This is a genomic window from Halomonas sp. B23F22_20, from assembly GCF_043496985.1.
Lineage (GTDB): Bacteria > Pseudomonadota > Gammaproteobacteria > Pseudomonadales > Halomonadaceae > Halomonas.
Genome location: NZ_JBIEKH010000006.1, coordinates 133,481 through 151,439, shown reverse-complemented (window position 1 = coordinate 151,439; position 17,959 = coordinate 133,481). Strand labels below are relative to the sequence as shown.

The following is a 17,959-nucleotide window of genomic DNA, read 5'->3' as shown; positions in this document are numbered from 1 at the left end:
CGGGAGCCTCCTCGGGCGCTCTCTCGACGGGGCCGACAGGATACGCGATTCCCGCCCGCCGCACGTCGATCTGCGAAGAATCAAAAAAGCCGGCCCGAAGGCCGGCAAACGACGTGGAAAACGTTCCCCAATGGCACGTCGATGAAGCTCGAGGGCACCGCTGGCGGCGCCCCGACGGGCCGAGGTGTCAGCGCCTAGGGCTGGAAGGCCTCGGCACGATGGACGACGTCGCCGCCGACCATGGTCATCAGCACTTGGGTCTCGGAGATGTCTTCGGCCGGGATCTCGAACAGGTTCTGGTCGAGGACCAGCAGGTCGGCGAGCTTGCCGACCACCAGCGAGCCGGTGACCTCGTCCTGATGCATGGCGTAGGCGGCATTCAGGGTGATGCCGCGGATCGCCGCCTCCAGCGACAGGGCCTGCTGCTCGGCGTTGAGGTCACCGGCGTAGGCCGGGAACTCCGGCCCCCAGTCGGCCTCGCGCAGCACCGCCGCCTCGAGGGCGAACCAGTGGTCGAGCGGGTCCACCGGGTAGTCGCTGCCGTAGGCGATCTTCGCCCCCGCCGCGGCGAGCTCGCCCTCCGGCTCGTAGCCGGCCCAGCGCTCGGCGCCGAGGTAGGGCTTCACCGCATCGGTGGAGTCCGGTGCTGGCTTGGCCCATTGGTAGGACATCACCGGCACCACCCCGAGCCCTGCGAAACGCTCGTGATCGGCGGCGTCGACCAGCTCGGCGTGGGACATCAGCGGTCGCGAGTCGCCGCCCCGGTCGTAGCCGCTGGCCTGCGGCGCGGTGGCGTCGGCCTCTCGCAGCATGGCAAAGGCATCCAGGGTGTTGCGCACCGCGCGGTCGCCGATGGCGTGAATCTGCGTCTGGTAGCCGCGCTCGGCAAACCGGGTGGCCATCTCGCCCAGGGTCTCGGCATCGATGTAGGCCTCGCCGCGGTTGTCGCCGGGCTGCCAGTCCGGCGCCGCCACGCTGCCGGCGTTGACACGGTAGGGCTCGAGCAGCGCCGCGGTCTGGGTCGGCGCCTGCAGGATGCCGTCGGCCATCACCTCGCCGACGCCGGCCACCGCGACTCCGGGCTCGGCCACCAGGCGCTCGCCCTGCTGCTCGCCGGGCCGCCAGGCGCGCACCTGCAGCGGCAGCTGCTCGGGACGCTCGAAGGCCTCGCGTATGACATCCAGCTCGTCGATGAAGGCCGCCAGGTCGTCGCCGGTCCTGGCGCCGGAGTCGATCAGGAAATGGGCCCGGGCGGTCAGGCCGTGGGCCTCGCGCAGCCTGGCGAAGGTCTCGACCGTGTCCCGCGATTCGCTCTGGGCCTGGAAGCTGGTGATGCCCTCCTCGGCGAGCACCGCCAGGCCGCGACGGGCCGCGTCGAGCGCATTCAGCGGCGGCCGCTCGGGCATCGCCTCGTCCACCAGGAACTGGGCGTCGTCGTAGAGCCAGCCGTTCGGCTGGCCCTGATCATCGTGCTTGATGACCCCGCCCTGGGGGTCAGGGGTGTCGGCGTCGATGCCGGCCAGCGCGAGGGCCCGGGAGTTGGCCAGGGCCGCATGGCCCCAGACGTCATGGACGATGATCGGCCGCTCGGTGTCGATGGCGTCCAGCACCGCCTTGTCGATCTCGGTGCCGCGGGGCTTGAGGAACTGCACGTACCAGTGCTCGACCGTCAGCCAGTCGTCGGGCTGCGCACCGAAAGCAGGGTCGGCGAGGCAGCCTTCGAGGTGCGCGGTGAACTCGTCGACGCTCAGCGGCCGGTAGTCGAGGTCGCACTGGGCACGGCCGGCGGTGATGCCGTGGATATGGGCATCCTGCAGCCCCGGCATCACCATCCTGCCGTCGAGGTCGATCACCCGGGTATCCGGGCCGACGTAGGCCTCCACGCCGGCCTCGTCGCCGACGTAGACGATCACCCCGTCGCGCACCGCCAGCGCCTCGGCGCTGGGGTGCTCGGCATCGACGGTATAGAGGCTGCCGTCGCGCAGCACGGTATCGGCCGGCGTCGACGGCTCGGCGACGGCGCCGACGCTCAGGGTAGACAGCGCGCCGGCCAGCAGGACGCGATTCGGCGTCGAAGTCTTGATGGGCATTGTTGTTATCCTTCCGTTGGTGGTGCTGGGTTCACGCCCCCGCCTCGGGGACCAGACGACACTCAAGTGGCGAGCGTCATCCATACGCTCTTCAGATCGGAATACTCCTCCAGCGAGTGATGCGACTTGTCGCGGCCGTTGCCCGACTGCTTGACGCCGCCGAAGGGCACCGTCTGGTCCATGTCCGCCCAGTTGTTGACGAACACCTGCCCCGAGCGCAGCCGGCGCGTGACGCGCATGATGCGGTCGATGTCCTGGCTCCACAGCCCGGCGGCCAGGCCGTAGTCGCTGTCGTTGGCCAGCCGCACCGCCTCGTCCTCGCCGTCGAAGCCGAACACCGACAGCACCGGGCCGAAGATCTCCTCGCGGCCGATCGCCATGGCGTCGGTGACGCCGTCGAACACCGTCGGCGGAATAAACAGCCCGGGACCGTCCAGCGCCTTTCCACCTGAACGCAGGGTCGCGCCCTCCGCCACGCCGCGGCGGATATAGTCGAGCACCCGCTCGTACTGGGCCTGATCGACCATCGCGCCCATGAAGCTGTCCGGGTCCAGCGGGTCACCGGGCTGCATGCGTTCGGCGGCGGCCAGCACCTTGTCGACGAAGGCCTCGCGAATGCTGTTCTCGACCAGCAGCCGCGAGCCGGCGATGCACACCTCGCCCTGGTTGTGGAAGATCGCCCCGGCGGCGTGCTCGGCGACCCTGTCGAGATCCTTGCAGTCGGCGAACACCAGGTTCGGGCTCTTGCCGCCGCACTCCAGGAACACCTTCTTGAGGTTCGACTGGCCGGCGTACTGCATCAGCTGCTTGCCGACCCCGGTGGAGCCGGTGAAGGCCAGGCAGTCGACGTCCATCGACAGCGCCAGCGCCTTGCCCACGGTGTGGCCGAAGCCCGGCAGCACCTGGAACACGCCGCGCGGCAGGCCGGCCTCGCGGGCCAGGCTGGCCAGGCGCAGCGCCGACAGCGGCGACTTCTCCGAGGGCTTGAGGATGACGCTGTTGCCGGCGGCCAGCGCCGGGGCGATCTTCCAGGCGGTCATCATCAGCGGGAAGTTCCACGGCACGATGGAGGCCACCACCCCCAGCGGCTCGCGCAGCACCAGGCCCAGGGCATCGTCGCCGGTGGGCGCGACCTCGCCGTAGAGCTTGTCGATCGACTCGGCGTGGTGGCGCAGGCAGCCGATGGCACCGGCCATGTCGCCGAGCGAGCTCGTCACCGGCTTGCCCATGTCCAGGGTGTCGAGCAGCGCCAGCTCGTGCTGGTGGGCCTCCATCAGCGCGGCCAGGCGCAGCAGCACGGCCTTGCGCTGGCCCGGGGCAAGGCGCGACCACTCGCCGCCCTCGAAGGCGCGCCGGGCGGCCGCCACCGCGGACTCGGCGTCGGCGGCGTCGCAGCTCGCCACCTCGGCGAGCACCTCACCGGTGGCCGGATTGGCGGTGGTCAGGGTCGCGCCGTCGGCGGCGTCGACGAAGGCGTCGTCGATATAGGCGCGGGTCTCGAGGCCTCGCTCGATCAGCGAGGCGGCCAGCGCCTGCCAGTCGGCGCGGGTCTGGGGAATTCGGCGATGTTCGGTCATAGGGGACTCCCGTGATCAGGCCGGACGGTCGGCGCGGGCGACCATGGCGTCGCACAGCACCTGGGCACCCAGGCTGCAGTGCTCCGGGGTGGCGTACTCTGCCTCGTTGTGGCTGATGCCGTCGCGGCAGGGGATGAAGATCATCGAGGTGGGGGCGACGCGGGACACGTAGACGGCGTCGTGCCCGGCGCCGCTCATCATGCGCCGATAGGGCACCGCCTGGGCCCGGGTCGCGGCTTCCACTGCGGCGATGCACTCGGGGGCGAACTCCACCACCGGCGAGGCCCAGATCCGCCGCTGGGAGACGGCCACGCCGAAGGTCTCGCCGGCGACGGCCAGCTCGCGCTCGAACAGCGCCTGGAGGGCATCCAGCTCGGTTTCCACCACGTGGCGCAGGTCGACGGTGAGGCGCACCTCGCCGGGGATGACGTTGCGCGAGGCCGCCTCGATGTCCAGGCAACCGCAGGTGACCTTGGTGTCGCCGCTGGCGTCGGCCAGGGCGTGGGCCTGCAGGCGGTCGATAAGGCGCGCCGCCGCCGCCAGGGCGTCGTGGCGCAGCCGCATCGGGGTGGGGCCGGCATGAGCCGACTGGCCGGCGAAGGTTACGTCGAACCAGCGCATGCCCTGCACGCCGGTGACCACGCCGACGGATTCCCCGGCGTCCTCGAGCACCGGCCCCTGTTCGATGTGCAGCTCGAAGAAGCCGTCCAGCCGCGGCTCGCCCACCGGCAGGTCGCCGGCGAAGCCACAGGCCTCCAGGGCCTCGCCGAGGGTCACGCCGTCGGCGTCGCGGCGGTTCAGGGTCTCCTCGACGGCGAATTCGCCGGCATAGGTGCCGGAGGCGACCATCGCCGGGGCGAAGCGGCTGCCTTCCTCATTGGTCCACACCACCAGCTCGAGGGGGCGCTCGGTGACGATGCCCTGGTCGTGCAGGGAGCGAAACACCTCAAGCCCGGCCAGCACGCCGAGGATGCCGTCGAAGCGGCCACCCTTGGGCTGGGTATCCAGGTGGCTGCCGGTGGCCACCGGCTCGAGGTCATCGCGCTTGCCGGCGCGGCGGATAAAGAGGTTGCCGACTCGGTCGACCCGCCAGGTGCAGCCGATCGCCTCGCACCAGTCGAGCAGCAGGCGCCGGCCGGCGGCGTCCTCGGGGGTCAGCGCCAGGCGGCAGCTGCCGCCGTTGGCGGTGGGGCCGATCTCGGCCATGGACATCAGCGTATCCCACAGCCGCTGGCCGTCGATGGAAATCGTCATGGTGCGCCTCTCCGGTCGTTGTTCGTCATGGCAGCGACCTTACGAGGACGGCGCAAGTCCCCGATATACCCCAATCAGGATATGTTCCCCTCTGGCCGGGGCTGGCTAATCTGACTTCCACTCGACAGGAGGTATTGCCATGACCACAACAAGCACCCGTCCGACGACCCACCGCCCCGTCCTCGATGCCGAGACCCTGTGGCAGAAGGACAAGGATCACTTCATCCACCCCTTCACCGACTTCAGCGTCTTCCACGAGGAAGGCTGCGACCTGATCACCGACAGCGAGGGCATCTACGTCCAGGATGCCAAGGGCAACCGCTTCATCGACGGCATCGCCGGGCTGTGGTGCGTCAACGTCGGCCACGGCCGCGCCGAGATCGGCCAGGCCATGGCCGACCAGGCCACCCGCATGGCCTACTTCTCGACCTTCAACAACCTGTCCAACGCCCCGGCTGCGGAGCTCTCCGCCAAGCTGGCCGAGCTGGCGCCGGCGCATCTCAACCACGTCTTCTACAGCTGCGGCGGCTCCACAGCCAACGACGCCACCATTCGCCTGGTGCACTACTACTTCAACCGCCTGGGCAAGCCGAACAAGAAGCGCATCATCTCGCGCAACAATGCCTACCACGGCACCACCTATCTCGCCGCCACCCTGACCGGCATCGAGAGCAACAACTGGGACTTCGACACCCTCGACCACCTGGTGACCCATCTCAGCGAGGCCAATTGCTATCGTCGCCCCGAGGGCATGAGCGAGGCCGAGTACTGCGATCACCTGGTGAAGGAGTTCGAGGACACCATCGCCGAGATTGGTGCCGACAACATCGCCGCCTTCATCGCCGAGCCGATCATGGGCGCCGGCGGCGTGCTGGTGGCGCCCGAGGGCTACCACAAGCGCATGCAGGCGGTGTGCCGCGCCCACGAGATCCTGTTCATCGCCGATGAGGTGGTGACCGGTTTCGGGCGCCTGGGGCACTTCTTCGCCTCCGAGGCAGTGTTCGAGACCCAGCCGGACATCATCAACTGCGCCAAGGGGCTGTCCTCCGGCTACGCGCCGCTGGGCGCCACCCTGATCTCCGACGAGATCTATGAGGTGCTGGGCACCCCGCAGCGTAAAGGCGGCGTGTTGAGCACCGGCTTCACCTACTCAGGCCATCCGGTGAGCTGTGCCGCGGCGCTCAAGAGCATCGAGATCATCGAGCGCGAGGCCATCTGCGAGAATGTCCGCGAGGTCGGTCCTTACCTCGAGCAGCAGCTCAAGACGCTCTCCCACCACGCCACCGTCGGCAACGTGCGGGGCAGCCACTTCATGATGTGTCTGGAGAACGTGGCCGACAAGGACACCAAGGAGCTGCTGCCGGTGGAGGCCCGGGTCGGCGACCGCATCGCCTTCGAGGCCCAGAAGCGCGGCCTGATCATCCGCCCGGTGGGCCACCTGAACGTGATCTCGCCGACGCTGATCTGGAGCCGCGAGACCGTCGACACCGCGGTGGCGATCCTCGACGAGGCGCTGACGGCGGCCACGGAGTCTCTCAAGGCCGACGGCTACCTCTGAGAAGGCCCGATTTATTGCTGCGCTCGATATCCTGGCCGCCGGCGGTGCCGAAGCGTCGGACCGTCTCAATCCTCATTGAGCAAACTGTCAACTCCGGTTGCTGTGCGCCGGCGGCGACCAGGCTAGGCGCCCCCGCCTCTCATCGCTCGCGACATAAATCGGCGCCTTCTCAACAGACAACCACCACAACGACAATAGAGACTTTCCCCATGGATACTTATGGCGCTTGGAGCCTGATCCCTACCCTGGTGGTGCTGGGCATGGCTCTGATCACCCGACGCACCATCGAGTCCCTGCTGGCCGGCACCGTGGTCGGTCTGCTGATGATCGACCCGACCACCGTGGTCACCCAGGGCTCCGATATCCTGCTCGGTGTGCTGGGCAACGACACCGTGACCTGGATCATCCTGGTCTGCGGCCTGTTCGGCAGCCTGATCGCCCTGCTGGTGAAGACCGGCGGGGTGCTCAGCTTCGGCGACGTGATGACCCGACGCATCCATCACAAGCACCACAGCCTGCTGACCACCTGGGTGCTGGGCCTGGTGATCTTCGTCGACGACTACCTGAATGCGCTGACCATCAGCGCCTCGATGAAGAAGATCACCGACCGCTTCGGCATTTCCCGTGAGAAGCTGGCCTACATCGTCGACTCCACGGCGGCCCCGGTATGCATCCTGGTGCCCTTCTCCACCTGGGCGGTGTTCTTCGCCGGCCTGCTGGAGGAGAACAACGTCACCGGCAACGGCATGGGGCTGTACATCGAGGCCATCCCCTACATGTTCTACGCCTGGGTGGCAGCGGCCATCGTGCCGCTGGTGGCGCTCGGCTGGATGCCCGACATCGGCCCGATGAAGGCCGCCGAGGCCCGCGCTGCCGGCGGCCAGCCGATGCCTTCGGGCGTCGACGACGCCGCACTGGAAGTGGACGAGGACAAGCCGCGTCCGCACCTGATCAACTTCCTGCTGCCGATCGCCACCCTGATCTTCTTCACCTGGTACTTCGACATCGACATCCTGCGCGGCGTCATCGTGTCGCTGGCCGTGCTGCTGGTGCTGATCGGAGCACAGCGGCTGCTGAGCTTCCACGAGACCTTCGACACCGCCCTGGACGGTTTCAAGGCGATGATCATGCCGCTCGGCACCCTGGTGGCCGGCTTCACCCTCAAGGAAGTCAACGACGTCCTGGGGCTGACCGACTTCGTGATCGCCACCGTCCAGCCGCTGATGACCGCCGGCCTGCTGCCGGCAGTGGTGTTCGTCACCATGGCCTTCCTGGCCTTCGCCACCGGCTCCTTCTGGGGGCTGTTCGCCGTGGCCATGCCCATCGTGCTGCCACTGGCCTCAAGCGTCGACGCCAGCATGCCGCTGGTGGTGGGCGCGCTGATCTCGGCCAGCGCCTTCGGCAGCCACGCCTGCTTCTACGGCGACTCCACCGTGCTATCGGCCCAGGGCAGTGGCTGCACGCCGATGGCCCACGCCCTGACCCAGCTCCCCTACGTGCTGATTGCCGCCACCATCGCCACCGGTGTATTCCTGGTGGTCGGCTACCTGTGAGAACTGCCATGACGATGACATCTGCCCAAGGCGCCCAGGCGGGCGCCACTCCCGAGAGCCCGGCGGCCCAGGGCTTCGCCATGCCGGCCGAGTTCGCCCCCCATGACGCCTGCTGGATGCTGTGGCCGCAGCGTCCCGACACCTGGCGCTATGGGGCCAAGCCGGCCCAGCAGGCCTTCGTCGAGGTAGCCACGGCCATCGCCGAGAGCGAGACGGTGTTCGTCGGCGTCAACGACGAGCAGTACGAGAACGCCCGCATCCAGCTGCCCGACCACGTCCGGGTGGTCGAACTCTCCAGCAATGACGCCTGGATGCGCGATGTGGGCCCGACCTTCCTCACCCATCCGGACGGCCGCCTGGCCATGGTCGATTGGGAGTTCAACGCCTGGGGCGGCCTGCAGGGAGGGCTCTATTTCCCCTGGGACAAGGACCGCCGCATCCGCACCAAGATCGCCGAGATGCTCGGCATCGAGCGCTTCGTGGCGCCGGTGGTGCTGGAAGGCGGGGCCATCCACGTGGACGGCGAGGGCACCCTGCTGACCACCGAGGAGTGCCTGCTCAACGCCAACCGCAACCCGGGCCTGTCGAAGGCCGAGATGGAGCGGGTGCTGTGCGACACCCTGGGGGTGGAGAAGGTGATCTGGCTGCCCCGCGGCTGCCATCTCGACGAGACCGACGGCCACGTCGACAACCTTGCCTGCTTCGTGGCCCCCGGCGAGGTCGCCCTGACCTGGACCGACGACGAGGCCGACCCCCAGCACGCCATCTCCCGGGAGGCGCTAGCCGTGCTGGAGAGCGCTACCGATGCCCGCGGCCGCACGCTGACCGTGCACCGGCTGCCCCAGCCCGGCCCGCTGCATATCGGCGAGGACGAGGCCAGCGGCATCGACCGCCTGAGCCACTCCCATCCGCGGCGCCCCGGCGACCGCATGGCCGGCTCCTACGTGAACTTCTACATCGGCAACTCGGTGGTGGTGATGCCGCTGCTCGACTCGGCTCGGGACGACGAGGCCCGCGCCCTGCTCCAGACGCTGTTTCCCACGCGCCGGGTGATCGGCGTGCCGGCCCGGGAGATCCTGCTCGGCGGCGGCAACATCCACTGCATCACCCAGCAGCAGCCCCGACCCTGAGCCCTCTTCCCGTCGTCGCCGTGTTCGGCGACGACGGCCCCTGCTCCTTCCAGCCCTGCCCCATCACGTCTTTTTGGTCGAAATAAAAAACACCGTTTCGAAACTTATCCGCCCGGCACGCCTCCAACTCGGGGAATGCCACTGTGAGGAGACCACCATGCAACGACTGATGATGATTCTGGCCGGCACAACCCTGGCGATCGCTCTGGCCGGGTGCGGCACCACGACCGGCGAAAGGGCGCTGAGCGGGGCCGGCGTCGGGGCCGCAGTGGGCGCCGGGGCAGCGGCCGTGACCGGCGGCAGCATCACCCGCGGGGCAGTGATCGGCGGCGGCGTGGGGGCGGCTACCGGCGCGGCCACCGACTCGGACGATATCGACCTCAACCGCTATCGCTGAGCGCGCTCAGCGGCAGACTCGATAGCCGCCCATGGCGAGATGGAAGTGATCGGCATGGGCGGCGTTGTAGTCGGGGCCCAGCACGGTGCCGAAGACGTCGCAGGCGCCCTCGCGGGCTCGCCGCAGGAACGCCCCCGCGGCGTCGTCGTCGCCCCAGTCGCGGCGCAGCTCAATACGCCGGCCGTCGTCGAGCCGGTAGGCCGCCACGTCCAGCGCCTCCGCCGTGGCATGCTGGCTGCGCCGCCCCTGCTCGCGCCCATAGATATTGCGGCAGGCGAAGCTGCCGTAGTGCTCGACCGCGGCCACGGGCTGGCCGAACAGCGCCCGGGCGGCGGGCTGCAGGCGATGATGCTCGTAGCGTAGCCAGGCCACCGCCAGCGGGCAGGTGGCCACGAAGCTCGAGCCGAAGGCGACCCCCGCCCGCTCGAGCCGCACCACGTTCTCGAGCGGGCAGCCCGCTACCGGGGTGTGATCGTCCAGCGGCACATAAGAGAGCGCGGCCTCGGGCGCGCGCGCCAGCACCGCCAGACAGGCCTCACGGTCGCCCTGCAGCCGCCCGAGCTTCCAGCGCGTCACCGGGGTCAGCGGATCCTCCACCGCCAGCGGCCGCCAGGGATCCCAGCCAACGGGCAGCGTCCACACGCCCTTGTCGAAGGCAATGCTGACGCCGACTAGCCCCAACAGCAAGACCAGGCCCCTCCCTCGCATACCGCTCTCCCATAACGCTCATGTCCCGATGGCGGCGTCAGCCTCCTCGCCGCGCTATCGGGCTACAGCACCAGGCTGACGATCAGCGCCGAGCCGCCGACCACCAGGGCAGTGACCACGGCCAGGGCGACCAGGCGATCCAGCCAGCGATCGAGGCCCGTCCAGTCGAAGCGCCGTCGCGCGCGACGACGCGTAGCCCCCCGGCGGCGTGTCGGAGGGCGGGTGCGGGGGGAAGCCATCAGCGCAATCCGTTTTGCATCCTGTGCCCTGAGCTTACGGGGCCCAGTGATGCGAGACCAGTACCCCATTGTGCCGGCGATCGATCGTCCCCATATCACCCTTGAGCAAGCTAACGAAATGTCGATCGAATCGGCATCCGCAGCGGAAGCGCAAGGCGCTCGCCGCGCAGATCTTCATGCCGCGTTTCCCCAACGACTGGAGCCCCCCATGCCCCGCCTCAAGGACATTCCCCTCTCGGTGCTCGACCTGGCGCCAATTCGCCAGGGCGGCAGCGCCGCCGACAGCTTCCGCGACAGCGTGGCCCTGGCCCAGCTGGCCGAGCGCCACGGCTTCGAGCGCTTCTGGCTGGCCGAGCACCACAGCATCGATGGCATCGCCAGCGCCGCCACCGCGGTGCTGATCGGACATGTCGCGGGGCAGACCTCGCGCATCCGCGTCGGCAGCGGCGGCATCATGCTGCCCAACCATCCGCCGCTGGTGGTAGCCGAACAGTTCGGCACCCTGGAAACGCTCTACCCGGGGCGCATCGACCTGGGGCTGGGTCGCGCCCCGGGCGCCGACGCCGCCACCATGGCGGCGCTGCGCCGCGATCCCTTCGCCGGCGTCGACGACTTTCCCCAGCGCCTGGCCGAACTCCAGGGCTTCCTCGAAGAGGAGCAACCTGGTCAGCGAGTGCGCGCCGTGCCCGGTCAGGGCACCCGGGTGCCGCTTTGGCTGCTGGGTTCCAGCGACTACAGTGCCCGACTGGCGGCCCGCGAAGGCCTGCCCTTCGCCTTCGCCGCCCAGTTCGCACCGGCCCAGCTGCATCAGGCGCTGCGCGTCTACCGCGACAACTTCCGCCCCTCGGCGGTGCTCGACGCCCCCCATGCCATGGTCGGCCTGCCGGTGATCGCCGCCGACAGCGACCTTCAGGCCGAGTACCTGGCCACCACCGCCTACCAGAAATTCCTCGGCATGGTGCGCGGCCGCCGCACCCAGGCGCTGCCCCCGGTGGAGCGCATGGACTGGACGCCGCTGGAGCAGTCCCAGGTCGAGCAGTTCCTGGGGGCGGCGGTGATCGGTAGCCCGGAGACCGTGCGCGAGGGCCTCGAAGCCTTCCTCGAGGCGACCGGCGCCGACGAGCTGATGCTGCACACCGATGTCTACGGCCTCGAGGATCGCTTGAGGAGCTACGAGATCGTCGCCGACCTATGGCAGGCCGACGCTTGAGGTGATACCGGGAACGGCGTGAAGGGCGCCGGCGGGGTGACTTATGCCGCCCCGCCGAGCGGCAGCCGAATACGCGCCGCCAGGCCACCCAGCGGCGCCGCCTCGAGGCTCAGTCGGCCGTCGTAGAGCGCCATCAGGTCCTCGACGATGGCCAGCCCCAGGCCGCTGCCCGAACGTCGCTCGTCGAGTCGCGCGCCCCGCGCCAGCGCCGCCTCGCGCTGCTCGGGCGTCATCCCCGGGCCGTCGTCCTCGACGTCGAGGCAGGCCTCGCCGTCGGCGACCACCACCCGCAGCGTCACCCTTTCCCGAGCCCAGTGCAGGGCGTTCTCGAGCAGGTTGCCGACCATCTCCTGAAGGTCCTGGGCGTCCACGCGCAGCCTGAGCGAGGGCGCCAGCTCGGCGTCGAGCGCGATCCCGCGCCGCTCGGCGAGCCGGGTCAGGCCATCGACCACCGGCGCCAGGACCTCGGCGACCGGTACCGGTCCGGCCAGCGAGGCGCCCCCCGCGGCTGAGGCCCTCGCCAGGTGATGACGCACCGCCTCGTCGAGCCTCGCGAGCTCGTCACGGACCCGCTGGCGCTGCGGTTCGGGATGACGATCGGCCAGGGTGCGCAGCACGCTGATCGGCGTCTTGAGGGCATGGGCCAGGTTGCCGGCGGCGGCACGACCGCGCTCGATCAGCCGGCGGTCGCGGGCCAGCACCTCGTTCATGGCGCCGGCCAGCTCGGCCAACTCGGCGGGCAGTCGGGTGCCGAGGCGCTCGGCTCGGCCGGTCTCCACGGCGCGAAGATCGGCGTGCAGCCGGCGCAGCGGCGCCAGCCCCCAGCGAATCTGTACCGCCAGCCCGCCCAACAGCAGAATACCCAGCGCCAACAGCGACAGCCACAGCAGCCATTCGAAGCGGGCCACCTCGGCGTCGAGCTCCTGGCGTGACACCGCCAGGCCGACCCGCAGCGGCCGCGGGTGGCCCGCCAAGCGGATGCGCCGCTCGATCAGCCGCAGGGGCTCGCCCCGGGGCCCGCGGATGTCGCGACGCACCACCCCCGCTGCCGCCTCCTGCAGGGGCAGCCGCTGGTCCCAAAGCGAGCGCGAGATCCGGGTGAAGGCCTCGCCGTCGCTGACCTGCCAGTACCAGCCCGAGAACACCCGGTCGAAGCGCGTATCGCCGAGTGTCGGTGACACGTTCAGGCCGCCGCCCAGCGGGTCGCGCTCCACCGCCGCCAACAGTACGCGCATCATCGAGTCCAGACGCTCATCGAAGGACGCTGTCACCGTCTCGCGGAAGGTATAGGCCAGCCCCCCGCCGGCCAGCGGCAGCACCACCAGCACCAGTACTCCGGCGGCCAGCAGCAGGCGCCGCGCCAGGCTCCAGCGGGTCGGGATCACGCGCCTTCGTCCTCCACCGCCACCAGGCGGTAGCCCTGGCCGCGCCGAGTCTCGATACGCTCGCCGCCGAGTTTGCGACGCAATCGGCTGATCTGGACATCGATGACGTTGGAGTCGGGCTCGTGGTCGCGGTCGTAGACATGCTCGGCCAGCTCGCTGCGGCTGACCACCCGCGGCGCGGCGTGCATCAGGTAGGCCAGCAGGCGCGTCTCCTGGGCGGTAAGCGAGACCGGCCGCCCGGCCAGGGTCACACTACCGGTATGGGTATCGTAGGACAGGGTGCCCGCCGAAAGCACCGGATGGGCATGGCCGTGGCTGCGGCGCACCAGGGCATGCAGGCGAAACAGCACCTCGGCGGTCTCGAAGGGCTTGGTGACGTAGTCGTCGGCGCCGGCGGAGAAGCCGGCGGCCTTGTCGGACCAGCGCTCGCGGGCGGTCAGCACCAGCACCGGCAGGTCAATGGCGTCTTCCCGCCACTGGGCCAGCCAGCGGGTGCCGTCGCCATCGGGCAGGCCAAGGTCCAGCACCACGGCATCATAGCGCTCGGTGCGCAGCAGATAGTCTCCCTCGCCGCCGGTGCCGGCGGTCTCGACCAACAGGCCGGCATCGCCCAGCGCCTCGCCGAGCGCCTCGGCCAGGGCCCGATCATCCTCGATCAGCAGTACCTTCATCGGCGTCGCATGCCCTCGATGTTCACTCCCTCGATTCCCACCAGCTCGCCGGTCGCGGCATCGAATTCGAACTCGACCAGTTGGCCCTGGGGTCCCAGCATCTCGATCTCGTAGCGGCGCTCGCCGTCCTCGCTATCCAGCTCCACTTCCAGCACCTGGCCCTCATAGTGCGCCTCGAGCCAGTCAAGCACCTCGGGCAGGGGCACGATGCGACCGTCACGCACCGCCTCGTGCAGCGACTGCCACGTCTCGTCGTCATCGGCCCACACGCTGGCCGCCGGCCCGCTCAGAGCGGCAACCAGCAGGCCGGCTGCGAGCAGCCAGCGGCCCGTCAGCCATGGCACGGCCGCCTTGGCGGCGCCTCTTGGGAACAGCATCTTCATGTGGCAAGACTGCCAGAAGCGGCATGAACACACCATGAACGCTCCCGTCAGCCCTGGGACAGACGCATCGCGGCAGGCTTGTCGGGCGGGCATCACAGATGCGCCGCGACATGAACCGAGCATGAACGGGGCCGTCAGGCCACAGCAAGCTGCACGGTGCGATAACGATACCCGAGGCAATGAGGCCTCGCTCACGTCAAGGAGAGCCGCAATGAAAACGCTGACCCAATGGATCGCCCCCCTGACCCTGGCCGGAATGACCGGCATGGCCGGCACCGCCATGGCCGACGACGGCAGCCTGAGCCAGGATGACCTGCTGCGCCTGCTCGATGGCGCCGAAGCGTATGGCTTCAGCCACTATGAGGAGTTCGACCTCGACGACGGCCATCGGCTCGAGCTGGAAGGCTGGCGCGACGACGGCTGGAGGCTCGAAGTCGACATGCGAACCGAGGATGGTAACCTGCTCCATGAGGCCCAGCGCCAGAGCCAGATTCCCGACTGGAGCCTGACCGGCGACCAACTTCGCCAGGCGCTGGCCAACGCCCACCGGGCCGGCCTGCAACGATTCTCCACGCTGGATGTCGATGACGGAGGCACCATCGAGATCGAAGGCCGAGACGCCGACGACCGCGAGATCGAGCTGCGCCTCGATCACAACATGAAGGTCACGGGAGTGGAAAATGACTGATCGACGCCAAGGGCGCGACCAAAACACCGCCTGGATGGCGGCCGAGCAATGGCGGGAGCGGGCGCGCCGGGCGCGCCCCTCTCGGGGCATGAGCGGGCCGCGCATGATCCTCACCTGGCTGCTGTTCGGCGCCATGATGATCGTCGGCACCCTGATCGGCCTGGTGTTCCTGGTGATCGGCTGGCTGATGCTACCTTTCCTGCGTCATCGCATGAAGAAGCGCATGGAACGCATGCGCGCCGACCAGGCCCAGGACTTGGGGGGCGCCACCTACCGGGAAGGCCGTGCTCGGGAACATCAGGCCCGGCAAAGCCGCGCCGGGGAACGCGACGTCCTTGAGGGCGACTACGAGGTCAAGGATGACGAGCGCTAATCCACTTCCCGCCGCTCGCCGCTGACCTCCCTTTCCCGACCGACGAGCTCGCCGCGCAGCGCTCCGACTTCTTCGCGCAGGGCACGCACCTCGCCATGAAGATCGCGAATCAGATCGCGATTGGCCCGGTGCAGCCGCGCCTGCTCGTCTTCCTGGTCGTCGACGAACAGCGAGCCCACGTAGGCGGCGAAGCTGCCGAAAAGCCCCACCCCAGCAATCATCAGCGCCACGGCCACCACCCGCCCCAGGGTGGTCACCGGGAAGTAGTCGCCGTAGCCCACCGTGGTCACGGTCACGAAGGCCCACCACAGCGCCTCCTCGGCGGTGTCGATGGAGCTCTCGGGATTGGGTCCCTCGACCAGCAGGATGGTCATCGAACCGAAGGCCACCAGCAGCAGGGTCGCAGTGGCAGCCGAGGCGAAGATCCCCTTGGCACGATTGCGAAACAACAGCCGCCAGATCATGTGCATCGACTTGATCGCCCGCAGCAGGCGGATCACCTGCACCACCCGTACCAGGCGGCCGGCGAACAGCAGGCCGGCGGGAATGCACGCTATCAGGTCGATCCAGCCCCAGCGCATGAAGCGCCACTTGTTCGGCGCGGCACGAAAGCGAAGGCAGAAATCCGCGAAGAAGAACAGGCAAGCCACCAGATCGAGGTAGTGCAGTAGCCTCGACATCTCCGGCGGCAAGGCGAACAGCACATCCACGGCCAGCGCACCGAGGACATAGAAGGACAGCACCAGGATCAGCAGTTGGAAGGGCGTGAGACGATCGTTCATGGCATCTAGCTCGAGTTCCGGAGCACAAACTTCTGGACCTTACGCCCTCATGGCCCGCTTGTCGCTCAGCGCTAACCGCAACTCGGCGAAGGAGATTGCCGCTGCAACGCTCGCGCCGCATCGAGATGCTCCTCCAGCAGGGCGATGCGCGAGGCATGAGCGGGATGGGTGGAGAGAAACTCCGGCGGCTGGCCGCCCCCCGCCGCGGCCATGTTGCGCCACAGCGCGACGCTTTCACCGGGCTCGAACCCCGCCGCCGCCATGATCTCCAGCCCCATGAGGTCGGCTTCCTCTTCATGGGTGCGGCTGAACGGCAGGCTGATGCCCAACTGGGCGCCGATGCCCAGCGCCCGCATCAGCGGTTCCCCGGCCAGTTCGCCTTCGCTGACCAGGCCCACCACCAGCAGCGCGGCCTTGATGCCCAGCTGCTGGGTGAGCCGCTCGTTGCCGTGGTCGGCCAGCACGTGGGCGACCTCGTGGCCAATCACCGCCGCCAGCTGATCCGGCGACTCGGCCACCCGCAGCAGGCCGCTATGCACGCCGATGCGCCCGCCGGGCAAGGCGAAGGCGTTGGGCGAGGCATCGTCGAACACCACCACCTCCCAGGCTTTGGGCATCTCGACTTCGGGATAGTGGCGCCGAGCGGCCTCCACCACCGCGTCGGCCACGCACTGCACTCGCCGGTCGAGGGCCGGGTCTTGAGCGGCGGGCCGGCGTTCGCGCAGCTGAGCGAAACTCTGCTCGCCCAGCTGCGCCATCAGGGTGTCGGGCACCAGCGCCAGCTGCGAGCGCCCGGAGGGCGTTTCCTCGCAGCCGGCCAGCAACAGCACCAGCAGAATCCAAGGCAGTATACGTTTCGCGATCATTCGTCTCTCGGCTTGGCAGGGTCAGGCCAGAGAGGATGCCATGCTCTGCTGCAGGCGATCGAGCACCCGCATGCTCGGCAGGCAGCTGGAAAAGGAGGCCTCGGGCACGCGACCCTCGCGGATGGCGGCGACGAACTCGCGATCCTGGTCGAGGAAGCCACTGCCGCTCAACGGAACCGACTCGCCCCGATGGTCCTCGAGCTCATCTCGGAAGGCTCGAAAGGTATCTTCCTCGCCGATGTAGCGATAGAAGCCGCCGAAGGGGCCGCGGTTGTTGAACGACAGCGCCAGGGTCGCCAGCACGCCGCGACGCGAGCGCAGCCCGATGCTCATGTCCATGGGAATGCCGAGCTCGGGATGGTCCGGCCCCCGGCTGCCCCAGGCCTCGATCTCGGGATCGTCGAGCAGCCAGGCGAAGAGGTCGACGCTGTGGCAGGCGTGGTGCCACAGCAGGTTGTCTACCCAGCGACGCGGCTGGCCCTGCATGTTGAGGTTCTCGCGGCGGAAGAAGTAGGTCTCCGACACTAGGTGCTGAAGGTGAAATTCGCCGGCGGCCAGGCGCCGCCTGAGCTCGCGGTGCGGCGGATTGAAGCGCCGGGTGTGAGCCACCATGCAGACCCTGCCCGAGGCCTCAGCCCGGGCGGTGATCCGCTCAGCATCGGCGAGGCTCAGCGCCATGGGAATCTCGCACAGCAGGTGCTTGCCGGAGGCGATGACCCGTTCGGTCTGCTCCGCATGCCGAGGGCTCGGCGTGGCCAGGATCACCGCATCGAGATCGTCCCGGGCCAAGGCGGCATCGAGATCCAGGCTTACCTCGGGAATCCCCCACTCCGCGGCAAAGGCGCGGGCATCGGCTTCGTCGCCACCCACCAGGCAGGCCACTTCCACGCCCGGGATCTCGCCGAGGGCCCGCATGTGCACGCCGGCAATGCCACCCTCGCCGGCCAGCAACAGACGCAGCGGTTGCTCGCTCATGGTGTTCTCCCTGCTTGAACGTCGAACGCATGATTCCAGAGACGGCCCTGCGCAGAAAGCCCACAGCTCGTAGCCCTTTGCCTTTAACCCGCAGCCCGCAGCCCGCAGCCCGCAGCCCGC

General features: G+C 69.0%; 18 protein-coding genes. 7 read left to right on the top strand and 11 right to left on the bottom strand.

Annotation, left to right across the window (positions count from 1 at the left end):
• Positions 1 to 194: 194 nt before the first annotated feature.
• The 3 genes from ACGTN6_RS06570 to ACGTN6_RS06560 all read right to left on the bottom strand — a co-directional run bounded on the left by ACGTN6_RS06570 (position 195) and on the right by ACGTN6_RS06560 (position 4,921).
• Positions 195 to 2,090 (bottom strand): amidohydrolase, encoded by a 1,896-nt coding sequence (locus ACGTN6_RS06570; protein ID WP_394590555.1) that lies wholly within the window; start codon positions 2,088 to 2,090, stop codon positions 195 to 197.
• Between the two features lie 62 nt (positions 2,091 to 2,152).
• The gene (locus ACGTN6_RS06565; protein WP_394590554.1) at positions 2,153 to 3,667 is read right to left on the bottom strand and encodes an aldehyde dehydrogenase; all 1,515 of its coding nucleotides are present in this window, start codon (positions 3,665 to 3,667) and stop codon (positions 2,153 to 2,155) included.
• A 15-nt stretch (positions 3,668 to 3,682) separates the two neighbouring features.
• Positions 3,683 to 4,921 (bottom strand): M20 family metallo-hydrolase, encoded by a 1,239-nt coding sequence (locus ACGTN6_RS06560; RefSeq protein WP_394590553.1) that lies wholly within the window; start codon positions 4,919 to 4,921, stop codon positions 3,683 to 3,685.
• 139 nt (positions 4,922 to 5,060) lie between these two features.
• On the opposite strand from ACGTN6_RS06560, the gene ACGTN6_RS06555 reads away from it, so the two are divergent.
• The 4 genes from ACGTN6_RS06555 (at position 5,061) to ACGTN6_RS06540 (ending at position 9,559) form a co-directional block, all read left to right on the top strand.
• A complete protein-coding gene (locus ACGTN6_RS06555) occupies positions 5,061 to 6,479 on the top strand; it encodes an aminotransferase (protein WP_394590552.1) in 1,419 nt (472 codons plus the stop codon).
• A 209-nt stretch (positions 6,480 to 6,688) separates the two neighbouring features.
• Positions 6,689 to 8,032: a Na+/H+ antiporter NhaC family protein gene (locus ACGTN6_RS06550; protein ID WP_394590551.1), complete on the top strand. Its 1,344-nt coding sequence runs from the start codon at positions 6,689 to 6,691 to the stop codon at positions 8,030 to 8,032.
• Between the two features lie 14 nt (positions 8,033 to 8,046).
• Complete coding sequence (gene aguA / locus ACGTN6_RS06545) at positions 8,047 to 9,162, top strand: agmatine deiminase (RefSeq protein ID WP_394590625.1); 1,116 nt, start codon at positions 8,047 to 8,049, stop codon at positions 9,160 to 9,162.
• Between the two features lie 157 nt (positions 9,163 to 9,319).
• Complete coding sequence (locus ACGTN6_RS06540; RefSeq protein WP_394590550.1) at positions 9,320 to 9,559, top strand: hypothetical protein; 240 nt, start codon at positions 9,320 to 9,322, stop codon at positions 9,557 to 9,559.
• 6 nt (positions 9,560 to 9,565) lie between these two features.
• Here ACGTN6_RS06540 and ACGTN6_RS06535 read toward each other — a convergent pair whose 3' ends face one another.
• The gene (locus ACGTN6_RS06535) at positions 9,566 to 10,267 is read right to left on the bottom strand and encodes an extensin-like domain-containing protein (RefSeq protein ID WP_394590549.1); all 702 of its coding nucleotides are present in this window, start codon (positions 10,265 to 10,267) and stop codon (positions 9,566 to 9,568) included.
• A gap of 62 nt (positions 10,268 to 10,329) precedes the next feature.
• Positions 10,330 to 10,506 (bottom strand): hypothetical protein, encoded by a 177-nt coding sequence (locus ACGTN6_RS06530; protein ID WP_394590548.1) that lies wholly within the window; start codon positions 10,504 to 10,506, stop codon positions 10,330 to 10,332.
• 208 nt (positions 10,507 to 10,714) lie between these two features.
• Between ACGTN6_RS06530 and ACGTN6_RS06525 the strand changes: the two genes are divergently transcribed.
• Positions 10,715 to 11,716: an LLM class flavin-dependent oxidoreductase gene (locus ACGTN6_RS06525; RefSeq protein WP_394590547.1), complete on the top strand. Its 1,002-nt coding sequence runs from the start codon at positions 10,715 to 10,717 to the stop codon at positions 11,714 to 11,716.
• A 41-nt stretch (positions 11,717 to 11,757) separates the two neighbouring features.
• Here the strand turns inward: ACGTN6_RS06525 and ACGTN6_RS06520 are convergent, their stop codons facing one another.
• From ACGTN6_RS06520 to ACGTN6_RS06510, 3 genes are read right to left on the bottom strand one after another with little or no spacing between them, the layout of a single operon-like run.
• The gene (locus ACGTN6_RS06520) at positions 11,758 to 13,101 is read right to left on the bottom strand and encodes a sensor histidine kinase (RefSeq protein ID WP_394590546.1); all 1,344 of its coding nucleotides are present in this window, start codon (positions 13,099 to 13,101) and stop codon (positions 11,758 to 11,760) included.
• Complete coding sequence (locus tag ACGTN6_RS06515; RefSeq protein ID WP_394590545.1) at positions 13,098 to 13,772, bottom strand: response regulator transcription factor; 675 nt, start codon at positions 13,770 to 13,772, stop codon at positions 13,098 to 13,100. Before ACGTN6_RS06515 ends, ACGTN6_RS06520 begins: the two co-directional genes overlap by 4 nt.
• Entirely contained in the window at positions 13,769 to 14,155 is a 387-nt protein-coding gene (locus ACGTN6_RS06510) for a PepSY domain-containing protein (RefSeq protein ID WP_394590544.1), read from the bottom strand. The genes ACGTN6_RS06515 and ACGTN6_RS06510 overlap by 4 nt, the downstream gene beginning before the upstream one ends.
• Before the next feature lie 211 nt (positions 14,156 to 14,366).
• Here ACGTN6_RS06510 and ACGTN6_RS06505 point away from each other — a divergent pair, with 211 nt between their 5' ends.
• Both ACGTN6_RS06505 and ACGTN6_RS06500 read left to right on the top strand, forming a co-directional pair.
• Complete coding sequence (locus ACGTN6_RS06505; RefSeq protein WP_394590543.1) at positions 14,367 to 14,843, top strand: PepSY domain-containing protein; 477 nt, start codon at positions 14,367 to 14,369, stop codon at positions 14,841 to 14,843.
• Positions 14,836 to 15,216, top strand: coding sequence for an FxsA family protein (locus tag ACGTN6_RS06500; protein WP_394590542.1), 381 nt, complete (start codon positions 14,836 to 14,838; stop codon positions 15,214 to 15,216). The genes ACGTN6_RS06505 and ACGTN6_RS06500 overlap by 8 nt, the downstream gene beginning before the upstream one ends.
• Here ACGTN6_RS06500 and ACGTN6_RS06495 read toward each other — a convergent pair.
• The 3 genes from ACGTN6_RS06495 to ACGTN6_RS06485 form a co-directional block, all read right to left on the bottom strand.
• Positions 15,213 to 15,998, bottom strand: a complete 786-nt coding sequence (locus ACGTN6_RS06495) for an ion transporter (protein ID WP_394590541.1) — start codon at positions 15,996 to 15,998, stop codon at positions 15,213 to 15,215. The two genes, ACGTN6_RS06500 and ACGTN6_RS06495, sit on opposite strands and share 4 nt — an antisense overlap.
• Positions 15,999 to 16,069: 71 nt before the next feature.
• Positions 16,070 to 16,864, bottom strand: a complete 795-nt coding sequence (locus tag ACGTN6_RS06490; RefSeq protein WP_394590540.1) for a M48 family metallopeptidase — start codon at positions 16,862 to 16,864, stop codon at positions 16,070 to 16,072.
• 21 nt (positions 16,865 to 16,885) lie between these two features.
• Positions 16,886 to 17,839, bottom strand: coding sequence for a Gfo/Idh/MocA family oxidoreductase (locus ACGTN6_RS06485; protein WP_394590539.1), 954 nt, complete (start codon positions 17,837 to 17,839; stop codon positions 16,886 to 16,888).
• Positions 17,840 to 17,959: the final 120 nt, after the last annotated feature.

Bases quoted from the DNA above. Each gene is read 5' to 3' on its own strand.
- ACGTN6_RS06570 (WP_394590555.1), bottom strand. From the start codon at position 2,090: ATGCCCATCAAGACTTCGACGCCGAATCGCGTCCTGCTGGCCGGCGCG.
- ACGTN6_RS06565 (WP_394590554.1), bottom strand. From the start codon at position 3,667: ATGACCGAACATCGCCGAATTCCCCAGACCCGCGCCGACTGGCAGGCG.
- ACGTN6_RS06560 (WP_394590553.1), bottom strand. From the start codon at position 4,921: ATGACGATTTCCATCGACGGCCAGCGGCTGTGGGATACGCTGATGTCC.
- ACGTN6_RS06555 (WP_394590552.1), top strand. From the start codon at position 5,061: ATGACCACAACAAGCACCCGTCCGACGACCCACCGCCCCGTCCTCGAT.
- ACGTN6_RS06550 (WP_394590551.1), top strand. From the start codon at position 6,689: ATGGATACTTATGGCGCTTGGAGCCTGATCCCTACCCTGGTGGTGCTG.
- aguA (WP_394590625.1), top strand. From the start codon at position 8,047: ATGACATCTGCCCAAGGCGCCCAGGCGGGCGCCACTCCCGAGAGCCCG.
- ACGTN6_RS06540 (WP_394590550.1), top strand. From the start codon at position 9,320: ATGCAACGACTGATGATGATTCTGGCCGGCACAACCCTGGCGATCGCT.
- ACGTN6_RS06535 (WP_394590549.1), bottom strand. From the start codon at position 10,267: ATGCGAGGGAGGGGCCTGGTCTTGCTGTTGGGGCTAGTCGGCGTCAGC.
- ACGTN6_RS06530 (WP_394590548.1), bottom strand. From the start codon at position 10,506: ATGGCTTCCCCCCGCACCCGCCCTCCGACACGCCGCCGGGGGGCTACG.
- ACGTN6_RS06525 (WP_394590547.1), top strand. From the start codon at position 10,715: ATGCCCCGCCTCAAGGACATTCCCCTCTCGGTGCTCGACCTGGCGCCA.
- ACGTN6_RS06515 (WP_394590545.1), bottom strand. From the start codon at position 13,772: ATGAAGGTACTGCTGATCGAGGATGATCGGGCCCTGGCCGAGGCGCTC.
- ACGTN6_RS06510 (WP_394590544.1), bottom strand. From the start codon at position 14,155: ATGAAGATGCTGTTCCCAAGAGGCGCCGCCAAGGCGGCCGTGCCATGG.
- ACGTN6_RS06505 (WP_394590543.1), top strand. From the start codon at position 14,367: ATGAAAACGCTGACCCAATGGATCGCCCCCCTGACCCTGGCCGGAATG.
- ACGTN6_RS06500 (WP_394590542.1), top strand. From the start codon at position 14,836: ATGACTGATCGACGCCAAGGGCGCGACCAAAACACCGCCTGGATGGCG.
- ACGTN6_RS06495 (WP_394590541.1), bottom strand. From the start codon at position 15,998: ATGAACGATCGTCTCACGCCCTTCCAACTGCTGATCCTGGTGCTGTCC.
- ACGTN6_RS06490 (WP_394590540.1), bottom strand. From the start codon at position 16,864: ATGATCGCGAAACGTATACTGCCTTGGATTCTGCTGGTGCTGTTGCTG.
- ACGTN6_RS06485 (WP_394590539.1), bottom strand. From the start codon at position 17,839: ATGAGCGAGCAACCGCTGCGTCTGTTGCTGGCCGGCGAGGGTGGCATT.